This window comes from Priestia sp. YIM B13489 (assembly GCF_042787645.1).
Lineage (GTDB): Bacteria > Bacillota > Bacilli > Bacillales > Bacillaceae_H > Priestia > Priestia megaterium.
In genome coordinates, this window is sequence record NZ_JBHZOQ010000053.1 from 257,318 (window position 1) to 269,970 (window position 12,653).

The window sequence follows — 12,653 nt, forward strand, 5'->3', positions numbered from 1 at the left end:
CTCCGCTTTTATTTTTTAAGTATCGCTTATTCCGAGAAATGCTTCTCTATAATTTCGTCTAAAAGAGCCTTGCATCCTTCTTGAACTAAGTCATATACTTCGTCAAAATTTCCCGTAAAATAAGGATCAGGCACATCTTCAATATGTAAATCGGGCACAAAATCCAAAAGCCTTGCAATATAACCTGTTTTAGTATGTCCAGCCATCCTTCTCAGGTTTCCTACATTTTCGACATCCATTCCAATAATATAATGGAATTTAGCTATATCCTCTTGAATCACTTGTCTTGCTGTTTGCCCTTTAAAATCAATGTTGTTTCTCGTTAAAATAGATTGCGTTCCTTCATGAGGAGGATTGCCTTTGTGCCAGCCTCCTGTGCCTGCAGAATCTACGTGAATTTGTCCTTCTAGCCCTTTTTTCTTCACCATATCTTTAAAGACCGCTTCTGCCATGGGTGAACGACAAATATTTCCCAAACAAACGAATAATACGTTAATCATAGTCTCGACTCCTTTCCCTTATTACAAACATTATATACAATCATTTTTAAACTAAAAAATAGTTTTCTTTTATTTATATCGTTTCCACTCTTCTGTGGATAAGAACCTGACATAAAAGTGTTCACACGATAAAAACATGTTACAATAAAAAAAACGCAACTGGAAGGATGAACAAAGTGGATTTATCAGTAAAATCTCCAGAGAATATTAAACATATGGTCGATAGCATTAGTGAAAAACTGCGCATGCTAAATATCGGAGCAATTAAAGCTGAAGCTTTTGACGAAGAAATGTATGAAGACTTAAAGTACTTATACGATATGGTAATGAGAAAAGATTCTTTTAGCCCAAGTGAAATGCAAGCGATCGCGGAAGAATTAGGTACACTGCGTAAACAAGCTTAATGACAACTCCGTCAATGACTAATAGCCATTGACGGTTTTTTCTACATTTTTTTCTATACATGAATGCTGCGCCTTTTAGCGAGCAAATAAGAGTTAAATCGTTTACATACACATAGATGAAATATTCCCAAAAATCTTTCTTTTTTATTAGGAATTGACGTTTTTATTATTTGTCTATAGAATGTATCGAAATACCTAAAGCTCGTATAGTCTTGGAAATAGGGTCCAAGAGTTTCTACCGAACTACCGTAAATAGTTGGACTACGAGGGTTGAACATCATTCATACTGCATTTTTATTCTTCTTTATGTTCTCCCTTACATAGTCCTTCATTGTTATTCAGTTATACAATGAGAGGAGTCACATTCATGTCAAATACAAAAACAACCTTAAAAAAACAGCTTGCTGTTGCCAATAAAAAAATACCTGCAGATCTTGTAGTGAAAAACGGGAAAATTATCGATGTCTTTACGCTTTCCATCATTGAAGCCGATATTGCGATTGCTGATGGAGTGATTGTTGGAATAGGTCAATACGATGGGAATAACGTCGTGGATGCAAAAGGAAAATACATTTCTCCTACATTCATTGATGGACACGTTCACATTGAATCATCAATGGTTACACCTAAAGAGTTCTCAAAACTTCTTGTACCTAGAGGCGTCACAACTGTCGTAACGGACCCTCATGAAATTGCGAATGTTTCAGGGAAATCTGGTATTGAGTTTATGCTTCAAAACTCGGATTCCATTCCTTTAGACGTATTTGTGAACTTACCTTCAAGCGTGCCGGCAACTCCTTTTGAAAGCTCTGGAGCCGTCTTAAAAGCAGCTGACTTAGCGCCATTTTTCTCTCACCCTCGCGTGCTTGGATTAGCAGAAGTGATGGATTTCCCTGCTGTGCGAGATGGCGATGACGATATGCTCGATAAATTACAAGCAGCTAACGATGCAAACGGTGTAATTGATGGGCACGGCTCAGGGCTAGATGCTACGGGCGTTAATATTTATCGTACCGCTGATATTTCAACAGATCATGAATGCGTAACAGCAGAAGAAGCAATTGAGCGTATTCAGCGCGGGATGTATGTTCTGATCCGCCAAGGTTCTGTTGCTAAAGATTTGAAACAACTATTACCTGCTGTAAATGAACGTAACGCGCGCAGATTTTTATTCTGTACCGATGACAAACACCTAGATGATTTATTAACGGAAGGTTCTATTGATTACAATGTTCGTTTTGCTATTGAACTCGGGCTGGATCCGCTAATTGCGATTCAAATGGCTTCGTTAAATGCCGCTGAATGCTACGGGTTAAAAGATAGAGGTGCGGTTGCTCCTGGTTACAAAGCGGATTTTATTCTATTAGACGACTTAACCGATATATCTGCAGCACATGTCTATCAAAACGGAGAGCTTATTGCTGAAAATGGAGAGATGCTTTCTGTTCAAGAAGAACAAATTGATCTTCCAACAGAACTAATGAATTCTGTTCATCTCAAAGAGTTTTCCATTAAAAAACTTACGATACCACTTCAGCACAATCGCGCTAATATTATTGAAATTAATCCAAACAGCCTGATTACAAATCATATTGTAGAAGAAGTTCAAGTGAAGCAAAACGAATTTCAGTCTTCTGTAGAAAACGATCAGCTAAAAATGGCTGTTGTTGAGCGTCATCATCTAACAGGGAATATTGGTCTTGGGATTGTAAAAGGTTTTCAGTTAAAAGACGGAGCGATTGCTACCACGATTGCTCATGATTCACATAATATCGTAGCCGTAGGAACAAATGATGAAGATTTAGCAAAAGCAATTGCGGCAATTGAAGAAATCGGCGGAGGTATTGTTATTGTAAAAGGCAATGAAGTGATTGGCTCCCTCCCTCTTTCCATTGGAGGATTAATGTCACCTCACCCTTACAATGAAGTAAACAGCTTACTTAAGCAGCTTCACGGGGCTCTTCATGAGCTTGATATTTCACAGAAATTCAACCCGCTGCTGACATTATCTTTCTTAAGCTTGCCTGTTATCCCATGTCTAAAATTAACCGACAAAGGATTATTTAACGTAAAAGAATTTAAGCATATCACCGTTCAAGCATAAAATAAAAAGGACTCTTTCGAGTCCTTTTTATTTATATCCTTTAGACGGCGTAGTTCGAGTTTTACGATTTTTATAATGACGATATCCTTCTTTTAAAAGGATAGGAAAAACAGCGACTAGAATTTTTTTTAATATACGTCCCAATTTAAGGCACTCCTTTACGTGTTCTTACTTTACTATACCCAAATTGGACAGCTAAAAACGCAAAAAAGAGCAGGTATATCCTGCTCTTTTTGTATTACTTACCGATAAATTGTTGAGTCCAGTACGTAGTATCACCTTTTACGTATCCAACACCAATTTCAGTGAAATCAGGGTTTAGAATGTTTTTGCGGTGACCGTCACTATTCATCCAAGCATTCATTACATCTTCAGGAGATTGCTGACCTTTTGCAATGTTTTCACCTGCAGTTGTATATTCAATGCCGAATTGTTTCATCATATCAAATGGTGAACCATATGTTGGTGAATTGTGGTCAAAGTACCCTTTGTCCATCATATCTTTTGATTTAGTGCGTGCAACGTCACTTAATTTTTTGTTAAGTGTTAGAGGTTTTAAACCTTGTTTTTCACGCTCTTGGTTCACTAAATCTACGACCTTTTGTTCGAATTGACTAGCATCTTTTGTTTGTTCTGCTTTATCAGTATTTTCTGATTGTTGAGCTTTTGTGTTTTGCTGTGTTTGCTCTGGAGCTTTTGCTTCTTCACTTTGCTCTGGTGCTTGTGCTTGTTCCTGTGGAGCTGCTTCAGCTTGCTCTGGTGCTTGTGTTTCTTGTTGTGGAGCTGCTGCTTGAGCAGATTGTCCTTGAGCGTTAAATTTCTTTAATAGCTCATCTACATTTATATTTTGTGCTGCTTGAGCATCTTTAATGTTAATTTGTTTTGGAGTGTTGCAATCAGGAGCTGCTGCATTTGCTTGTCCTGCTGTTAGTAATCCTAATGATACGGCACCTGCGACAGTGGCAATACGAAACCTTTTCTTCATGTTTGAAATCCTCCTATGTGATAATAAAGTTTTTTTGTAAAACCGCAACGCATCTAAGCTTGTAGCAAGCCAATCTCGTGATGCACCCTCATTGTTGCATGAAAACTATGAAACTCGCAACGTCTTTTAAGCTACCAAAATTATACTTTCATTTATGTAAAAAATATTTCGATTGTGTTACGTGGCTTCTATCTATTGATAGTAAAAGGTTTTCATATTTTTTTAGAAACCGCTTCATCCAATGCAGTAATATAACTGTAAATTCCTCGTCAAAATCGTTACATACAAAAAAGGCGACAGCAGAGTGGTAAACCACCCTGTTATCACCTTTTACAGAAAGTTTTACTAATATTATTTACTTACTTTAAGACATTTACTGATTCACGTACGAATGCTTCCATATCGTCTGGTGTACGGCTTGTAACTAGTTGATTACCGCATACCACCACTTCTTTGTCATGGAAGTTTGCACCTGCATTTTTCAAATCAATAGCAATTGATTTGAAACCAGTTACGTCACGTCCTTTTAATGTTTCAGCATTGATTAGCAGCTGTGGTCCATGACAGATAGCCATAACCGGTTTGCCTTCATCCATAAATGATTTTGTGAAAGCTACGACTTGATCGTCCGCACGTAAGATATCTGGTGAGAAACCTCCCGGTAAAAACAATGCGTCAAAATCTTCTGGTTTTACATCCGCAATTGCTTTATCAATTGTTAATGTTGTTTCGCCTTGTTTACCTGTTACTTCACCTGTTTTAACATCGATTTTTGTTAGCGTATGGCCTTCTTCTTCAAAGGCTTTGGCTGGATCTGTATATTCCACATCTTCAAATAAATCTGTTACTAGTACTGCAATTTTCTTACTCATTCTAAGCAACTCCTTAATTGATTTGTGTACTAATGTTCTATAAATAAAATACCCGTACACTATTCTTTTAAACATAGTTTATGGGTAAAAAACTTTTCTACAATAATCAAAAACCACATTGAAGATTTTTATAAAGAAGAAATTCAAAACAAATTAAATGTCTGGAACGTCGTCTCTTCTGGAACTGGGTACACGTCTCTCCCTGCAATCACGTTCAGAATACGCTGATTGCGCTGAACGGATAAACCAAGATTTGTTGCGCCAGATCCATGTGAATGTTCAATATTGGTTAACGTAAAAAAGTGGTGGTTACGAGGTTGTTTAAAGACAAGCCGGTAATCTTTTGTGACTTTAAAACGCTTGTCATCTTCCCATTCGATATCATCTTTTATTCGTTCGATGAACGGCGAAATTTTTGGCTTATAGCCCGTGGACAATATCAAACGATCCGCTTCGTATTGAAAAGAGCGTTCAGCCTTTAATTGTTTGCACTCCAGCTCATATCCATTTCCTTTTTTATGAATATCACTTACTTCAGTCGAAGCTTGAATCGTAACGGGTACTTTTCCTTTAAGTGAACGATGATAAAGTAAATCATAGATTTTCGTTAAGGTAGAAGATTCAATTCCGTGACGTAAAGGATTTAAATCTTCTACCGTGCTTGTACGTTCCTCAAAAGGCAGCGAATGAAAGTAATCTACATAGTCTGGCGAAAATAACTCTTGAGCAAGCTTGGATTGATCAAGCTGAAAAAAATTAGAGGATCTTGTAAACCATGTAAGGTGGTAATGATGTTCAGTCTGTTCTTCTAGTAAATCAAGAAAAATCTCTGCAGCACTTTGCCCTGAACCAACGATCGTTACATGCTTTCCTTTTTGAATCTCTTCTTTTTTATGTAAATAGCCGCTGCTGTGTAAAATATGCTCATTAAGCTTTTCTTCAAAAGCCGGAGGTACAAGTGGAATACTTCCTGTTCCCATTACAACGTGTTTAGCATTTACCGTTTGAATTCCATCAGGTGTTTCTACCTTTACTTCATAATACTCTTCTTCATTTTTCGGTATCACGTCCACAACTTTTGAAGAAAAGTGGCAGGAAGATAGCTGCTCCGCTACCCATTTTGCGTACTCGTTGTATTCTTGACGCGGAATGTCAAAACGATTAAAGAAAAAAAACGGATACAAGCGTTTTTGCTTGTGAATATAATTTAGAAAAGAATAGGGGCTTGTTGGATCCGCAAATGTAACTAAGTCTGCTAGAAACGGAATCTGCAAGTCCGTGCCGTCAATTAACATGCCCGGATGCCATTCAAATTTCTCTTCTTTATCAAAGAAGACGGCATCAATTTCATCAAGAGGCTCAGCAAGGGCCGCTAAGCCTAAATTAAAAGGTCCTATTCCTATTCCCACCATGTCATACTGCTTATTTGTCATCTTTAAACTCCCTTTCATAAAAAAAGCTAACAGTATTGTCTACTGTTAGCTTTTTACCCTTTTTCCATACATTTATGCGGAAGGAGTCATACTCATTTTCGGGCCAAACGATTCATACATGATATTTTCTTGGGAAATACCCATTTCAGCTAGGCCTTCTAACACCATTTGCGTAAATGAAGAAGATCCACAAACATAATAATATGCATGTTTATCGCCGGCATATTTAGCTAGCTCTTTTTTAGTTAAGCGACCATACGTTATATGTTCATCATGCTGGTCTGTTTGCGCTTGACTATAGAAAACGTGTTGTTCAAACGTATATGTCTCTGACAACGATTGAAGGTCTTGTTTCATTGCATGAAACTGCTCATTTTTAGCACTGTGAATAAATGTTACTTCTTGATTGTTTTCCAGTGCTTGATGCAGCATTGACATCATTGGAGTAATTCCTACACCTCCGCTGATAAATACTGATTTACTATTTTCTTTTAAGACAAAATCTCCTGCTGGAACGCTGACTTCAAGCAAGTCTCCTTCTTTCAATTGGTCATGTAAATAAGTTGACACGACCCCGTCTTCCATTTGCTTTTCTTTTTTCACCGTAATTTTATAATATGGTTGACTTGGATAGCCTGATAAGCTGTACTGACGAATAGATAAATACTCTTGACCAGGAATGCGTACACTCACATACTGACCTGGCAGAAAAGCAGGCAACGCTTTTTGATCAGGTGATACTAAATAAAACGAGTACACGTCTTCTGCTTCTTTTACTTTTTTATGAACCATTAGTTTTTTATAATCTTTCCATCCTTTTTCTTCGGCTTCTTCATATAATTCTTGCTCCACACTTATGAACACGTCCGCAATGGCACCGTATGCTTCTTTCCAAGCTTCCATAATCTCATCGGTCGCAGCTTCTTTTAAAACATCTTTAATTGCTTTTAATAAGAACTCTCCGACAATTGGATAGTGCTCTGCTTTTACGCCGATACTGCGGTGTTTATGAGCGATTTGCTTTACAACTGGAAGCAGCGTTTCAAGCCGATCGATATACTGCGCAGCGGCATAAACTGTATTAGCTAACGCCATTTGCTGACGGCCTGTTTTTTGATTTGTTTGGTTGAATACATTTTTTAAAGAAGGATACTGTTCAAAAAGCATCTCATAAAAACGAGTGGTAATTGCTTGACCATGCTGTTCTAAAACAGGAACTGTACTTTTTACAATAGAAATAGTTGTTTGTTTCATAACTTTCGCCTCCGAAAGATTCATTTTTAAAAGATATATTTTTAATACATCTTTATGATACTCATATCCAACTTAAAAAGATATATTTTATATACATATTTAAAGAAATGTTCACAAATTCGCCTCGTCAAAAATGAGAGCATTCTTTCTGTATTTCTTAGATATAGACATGCTATTATAGATATATCAGCTGCTGATAAGAGAAGAGGTAAAAAGATGAGGCTCACACAATATACAGATTACTCACTGCGAGTTTTATTATATTTAGGCGTTCGCGATAATAATAAACTAAGCAATATAAAAGAAATTGCTGAAGCGTATAATATTTCAAAAAACCATCTTATGAAAATCATTCACGAGCTTGGAAAACTTGGCTTAATTGAAACGATTCGAGGACGAAACGGCGGTATTCGTTTAGCTCAGCTTCCAAAAGACATTAATATTGGAAAAGTGGTACGTCAAACAGAAGAAGATTTTCATATCGTGGAATGTTTTGACTGTGAAGGAAACTTCTGCATTATTAGCCCCGTCTGTAAGTTAAAAAGTGTTTTACATGAAGCCATGCAAGCCTTCATTAAGGTATTGGATCAATATACGCTAGAAGATCTAATTCAAAATAAAGATGAATTAAACCTCCTCCTTCTATCTCAAAAAAACGAGGAATGATTAAACTAAAATTCATTTGAAATCATTCTCGTTTTTTTAACCTTTTTCCCTTTCATCATAAAATAAAAGATGTTACAATGAGGCACGTATTGGAAAGACAAGATGTCTCCATTCGAGCAGACAATGAACCTCATTCTGTTCATCCTAAAAAAATGACGAAAGGGTGTTTGAGTATGCACGTAGGAAGCAAAGGTTGGTATGTTGAGGAACTTAAGAAACGAGGAGTTCGCAACCACGAAGGCCGCAAAGTAGAAAAGTACAAAACATATGTACTTGCTAACTTGCTTGATAAACACAAAAATTAATTAACGTGTAATAAGAGAGTACAAATGCGTACTCTCTTTTTTGTTCATTTAATAAGGAGCGTCTTGATAAAAATAATTTGGTGATAATACTTTATTTTTATAAGGCTTATGAAAAATATGCGTGGTAGCTGGCGAAACGGGCGGAATCAACCACGTCCAGTTCCCAGTCACTTCGCGGCCATTTTTTTGCTCTCTTTCTTCAAACAAGTGAAATTGCTGAGCAGCGGTGTGATGGTCTACAATGCTAACTCCTTCTCGTTTAAAAGAAGAAAGCACTGCAACATTTAATTCAACAAGAGCTTTATCCTTCCAAAGCGTCGCGTTGTAATCCATGTTCAATCCCATCATAGAAGCTATTTTTGGAAGTTGATTATAGCGATACGTATCCGCTAAATTTCGCGCCCCAATCTCAGTCCCCATGTACCATCCATTAAATGGTGCCGCGACGTAATCAATCCCTCCAATTTCTAGCTTCATATCTGAAATCATCGGGACAGCGTACCATTTTAACTGTAAGTCTTCAAATTCAGGAAGTTCTGGATGCGTAATAGCTACTTCTTTCACTAAATGTTTGGGAATCTCAAAACATCGAGGTGACTCTTCATTAACTTGCAGTACAAGAGGAAGAACATCAAAGTGAGTTCTCTCACCTTCCCATCCTAAATTTTGGCAAACCTCCGTAAACGCAATAGAATCAGGATCTCCTACCATACCATATTCCGTCTCATATCCCGCATAGCGGATTAGCTGATGATTCCATATTCTAACCGGCTCTTTTGCTTTCATTTTCGGTTTAAACACCGTAATAGTAGGCCGGATTTTCCCGTCATTTGTTGCATATTCAATATGGTGAAAAAGGGCGTCTCTTACCTCTTCAACTGTGTTCGCATCTCGCTTATCAAATACATTGAGCGATTGCCAAAATAATCGTCCAATACATTTATTGCTGTTTCTCCAAGCCATACGAGCTCCGTGCTCTAACTCTTCAAATGTATGATCATAATGTCCGAGTGACATAATTTGCTGATGGATTTCTTTTAACCGCTTGTTTTTATCCGCTTCGCTTTTTTCAAGTTCAGCGTAACACGTCTCTATAAATACACGTGCTTGTTCAAATAGTTCTTCTTGCTTCAACGTTTGTTCCCCCCTAGAAGAACAGATTTCATTCTTTTCGTTCAAGAAAAGCAAGTTTCAGTATACCATTCTCATAGCGGAAACGCGCATCATAATGCTTTAATAGCCTCTTTCAATATTAACCAAGTTAGAAGGCAATTCGCCTTGCTCAACTTTTTGCAGCGTTTCAACAAAGCACTCAATGGCTTCTTCAGCCGTAGTCACCGCTGAAATATGAGGTGTTATGATGATGTTTGAATAATCCCACCAAGAAGATTCTTTCGTTAACGGCTCATGCTCAAACACGTCTATGTATGCTTTTCGAATACGTTTTTGCTCAATAGCCTCTACTAACGCATTTTCATCTACAGTTGCTCCTCGTCCAACATTTATAAAGTATGCATTTTCAACTACATTCATCCATTTGGGATCAAAGTAGCTTTTTGTTTCATGTGTTAGCGGCATTGTACTAATAATCCATTCGGCTTCTTTTAGCAATTCTTTTTCCTTCGAAATCGAGACCACTTGATCAAATGACGGCTTTTCATTTCCACTTTTAGATACACCTATTACTCGTACACCAAAAGATTTTAAAACGGCTGCAAGACGCCCGCCGATTTCACCTGTTCCGTAAATTATGACCGTTTGAGTAGAAAGCTGCTTAGGCTCTACCACTTTCCACTGCTTTTGTTTTTGCTGTTGCTGAAACTGTGCGTGGTGCTGAAGTTCAGCTAGCATATAGCTAAGACAATATTCACTGATTCGCTGACCGAATGAACAAACCGTACGTGTTAACATCACACTCTTTTTCCAATTACCGCTTTCTAAGAACCGATCGACTCCTGCGCCGAGAGAATGAACCCATTTAAGGCTATGATCTTCAAAGCAATTCGTTGGACCGAAGGATAAAAGCGCGTCAGCCCAGTTTAAATCTTCAATTGTAACGTCTTGCTCTTCCATAAATCGAAACGTCTGAGACAGCTGCTTTTGTTTGATTATCTCCTCCAGCTCTTTATGCATTCTTCCTGCCACTAGTATCGTATGAATGTTCATTTCTTTTCCCCCTGCCTTTTTATTCTTTTGTATACTCTATTTGAATGATTCGATATAACCGTTCCTTCGTCATGAAGGATTTTCTACATTGATATATATAGTATGAATGAAGTGAAAGGAAGACGCGAGTGAATTTTATATGACTTTCAAGGCTGGAAAACTCATATGGATTTATGTATATAAGTTCGCTATAATCGTTATGAATCAATTTGTTTATAACGAAACGTACGATAGATATTTTAAAAGAAAAGGTGTGTCAGCATGAGTGTATTAAACGTAAAAAATCTAAGCCATGGTTTTGGTGACCGTGCGATTTTTAACGATGTATCATTTCGATTGTTAAAAGGTGAACACGTCGGCTTAATTGGAGCAAACGGCGAAGGTAAATCAACATTTATGAACATCATTACAGGCAAGCTAGAACCGGATGCTGGAAAAGTAGAATGGTCTAAAAAAGTGCGCGTTGGCTATTTAGATCAGCACACAGCATTAGAGCGCGGCCTTTCTATTCGTGATGTACTAAAAAGTGCTTTTCAATACTTATTTGATTTAGAAGCTCAAATGAATGGCCTCTACGAGAAAATGGCGGAGGTATCACCAGAAGAACTCGAAAAACTATTAGAAGAAGTCGGTACGCTTCAAGACCTCTTAACAAACAATGACTTTTATGTTATCGATGCGAAAGTCGAAGAAATTGCACGCGGATTAGGATTAGAAGATATCGGCTTAGATCGCGATGTACAGGATTTAAGCGGCGGACAGCGTACGAAAGTATTATTAGCCAAACTGCTGCTTGAAAAACCAGAAATTCTTTTACTGGATGAGCCTACAAACTACTTGGATGAACAGCATATTGAGTGGTTGCGACGCTACTTGCAAGAATATGAAAATGCCTTTATTTTAATTTCTCACGATCTTCCATTTTTAAATAGCGTGATCAATTTAATTTATCATATGGAAAACCAAGAGTTAAATCGCTATGTAGGAGACTACGACGATTTTATGAAAGTATATGAGATGAAAAAACAGCAGCTTGAAGCAGCTTATAAAAAACAACAGCAAGAAATGGCAGATTTAAAAGATTTCGTAGCGAGAAACAAAGCCCGTGTGTCGACAAGAAATATGGCCATGTCCCGTCAAAAAAAGCTCGATAAAATGGAAGTAATTGAACTAGCTCAGGAGCGTCCAAAACCAGAGTTTAACTTTAAGGGTGCTCGTACTTCAAGCAAATTAATTTTTGAAACATCTGATTTAGTCATTGGATACGAAGAGCCGCTTTCTAAGCCACTGAATTTAAAAATGGAGCGAGGTCAAAAGATTGCCCTTGTAGGAGCAAATGGAATCGGGAAAACAACTCTTTTAAAAAGTATTTTAGGAGAAATCAAACCGATTTCAGGCTCTGTAGAAAAAGGAGATTACCAGCATATTGGCTATTTTGAACAAGAAATCAAAACGGCTAATTACAATACGTGTATTGAAGAAGTATGGAATGAGTTTCCTCACTTTACCCAATACGAGATTCGTGCAGCTTTAGCTAAATGCGGCTTAACAACAAAACATATTGAAAGTAAAGTAGAAGTTCTAAGCGGTGGAGAAAAAGCAAAAGTTCGTCTATGTAAGCTAATTAACAATGAAACCAACATTCTTGTACTGGATGAGCCTACAAACCACTTAGATGTAGATGCGAAAGATGAATTAAAACGAGCTTTAAAAGAATACAAAGGAAGTATCTTAATTATTTGCCACGAACCTGAATTTTATCAAGATGTTGTCACAGACGTGTGGAACTGTGAATCTTGGACGACTAAATTATTTTAAAAAACGGGTTAAAAGAGGCATATCTTTTAGAAAAAGTGGGAATGATAAGATTAAGTTCCCCCCCTTTGTGTGAGTAGCCATTTTTTAAATGGTTACTTTTTTTATGTATAGTCCTTTAAGAAAATGGCTATATTGTATCTATACTC

12 protein-coding genes and 1 riboswitch are annotated in these 12,653 nt (G+C 37.3%); of the genes, 5 read left to right on the top strand and 7 right to left on the bottom strand.

The window, feature by feature from the left end; genetic code table 11:
• Window positions 1–26 precede the first annotated feature (26 nt).
• On the bottom strand, window positions 27–500 hold the full coding sequence (locus ACFX4W_RS07310) for a low molecular weight protein-tyrosine-phosphatase (RefSeq protein ID WP_043975685.1): 474 nt from the start codon (window positions 498–500) through the stop codon (window positions 27–29).
• A gap of 176 nt (window positions 501–676) precedes the next feature.
• On the opposite strand from ACFX4W_RS07310, the gene ACFX4W_RS07315 reads away from it, so the two are divergent.
• Together ACFX4W_RS07315 and ade are read left to right on the top strand one after the other, a co-directional pair.
• Window positions 677–904, top strand: a complete 228-nt coding sequence (locus tag ACFX4W_RS07315; protein ID WP_013055127.1) for a DUF1128 domain-containing protein — start codon at window positions 677–679, stop codon at window positions 902–904.
• A 182-nt stretch (window positions 905–1,086) separates the two neighbouring features.
• Window positions 1,087–1,188: riboswitch (purine riboswitch) on the top strand.
• A gap of 83 nt (window positions 1,189–1,271) precedes the next feature.
• Window positions 1,272–3,008: an adenine deaminase gene (gene ade, locus ACFX4W_RS07320; protein ID WP_043975688.1), complete on the top strand. Its 1,737-nt coding sequence runs from the start codon at window positions 1,272–1,274 to the stop codon at window positions 3,006–3,008.
• Window positions 3,009–3,246: 238 nt separating this feature from the next.
• Here the strand turns inward: ade and ACFX4W_RS07325 are convergent, their stop codons facing one another.
• The 4 genes from ACFX4W_RS07325 to hmpA form a co-directional block, all read right to left on the bottom strand.
• Window positions 3,247–3,993 carry a CAP domain-containing protein gene (locus ACFX4W_RS07325; protein WP_013055125.1) on the bottom strand — a complete coding sequence of 249 codons (747 nt, stop codon included), beginning with the start codon at window positions 3,991–3,993 and terminating at the stop codon, window positions 3,247–3,249.
• Window positions 3,994–4,352: 359 nt separating this feature from the next.
• The gene (locus ACFX4W_RS07330; RefSeq protein ID WP_013081517.1) at window positions 4,353–4,865 is read right to left on the bottom strand and encodes a type 1 glutamine amidotransferase domain-containing protein; all 513 of its coding nucleotides are present in this window, start codon (window positions 4,863–4,865) and stop codon (window positions 4,353–4,355) included.
• Between the two features lie 143 nt (window positions 4,866–5,008).
• The gene (locus tag ACFX4W_RS07335) at window positions 5,009–6,298 is read right to left on the bottom strand and encodes a lysine N(6)-hydroxylase/L-ornithine N(5)-oxygenase family protein (protein ID WP_043975694.1); all 1,290 of its coding nucleotides are present in this window, start codon (window positions 6,296–6,298) and stop codon (window positions 5,009–5,011) included.
• A gap of 72 nt (window positions 6,299–6,370) precedes the next feature.
• Window positions 6,371–7,552, bottom strand: a complete 1,182-nt coding sequence (gene hmpA, locus ACFX4W_RS07340; protein WP_043975696.1) for an NO-inducible flavohemoprotein — start codon at window positions 7,550–7,552, stop codon at window positions 6,371–6,373.
• Between the two features lie 216 nt (window positions 7,553–7,768).
• Here hmpA and ACFX4W_RS07345 point away from each other — a divergent pair, with 216 nt between their 5' ends.
• Both ACFX4W_RS07345 and ACFX4W_RS07350 read left to right on the top strand, forming a co-directional pair.
• Window positions 7,769–8,218 (top strand): Rrf2 family transcriptional regulator, encoded by a 450-nt coding sequence (locus ACFX4W_RS07345; protein ID WP_013055121.1) that lies wholly within the window; start codon window positions 7,769–7,771, stop codon window positions 8,216–8,218.
• A gap of 173 nt (window positions 8,219–8,391) precedes the next feature.
• Window positions 8,392–8,523, top strand: a complete 132-nt coding sequence (locus ACFX4W_RS07350) for a YflJ family protein (RefSeq protein WP_016762840.1) — start codon at window positions 8,392–8,394, stop codon at window positions 8,521–8,523.
• A 48-nt stretch (window positions 8,524–8,571) separates the two neighbouring features.
• Here the strand turns inward: ACFX4W_RS07350 and ACFX4W_RS07355 are convergent, their stop codons facing one another.
• The gene (locus ACFX4W_RS07355; protein ID WP_043975699.1) at window positions 8,572–9,657 is read right to left on the bottom strand and encodes a nitric oxide synthase oxygenase; all 1,086 of its coding nucleotides are present in this window, start codon (window positions 9,655–9,657) and stop codon (window positions 8,572–8,574) included.
• A gap of 99 nt (window positions 9,658–9,756) precedes the next feature.
• Window positions 9,757–10,689 carry a D-2-hydroxyacid dehydrogenase gene (locus ACFX4W_RS07360; RefSeq protein ID WP_043975701.1) on the bottom strand — a complete coding sequence of 311 codons (933 nt, stop codon included), beginning with the start codon at window positions 10,687–10,689 and terminating at the stop codon, window positions 9,757–9,759.
• Window positions 10,690–10,950: 261 nt separating this feature from the next.
• Here ACFX4W_RS07360 and ACFX4W_RS07365 point away from each other — a divergent pair, with 261 nt between their 5' ends.
• Window positions 10,951–12,507 (top strand): ABC-F family ATP-binding cassette domain-containing protein, encoded by a 1,557-nt coding sequence (locus ACFX4W_RS07365; RefSeq protein ID WP_013055117.1) that lies wholly within the window; start codon window positions 10,951–10,953, stop codon window positions 12,505–12,507.
• Window positions 12,508–12,653: the final 146 nt, after the last annotated feature.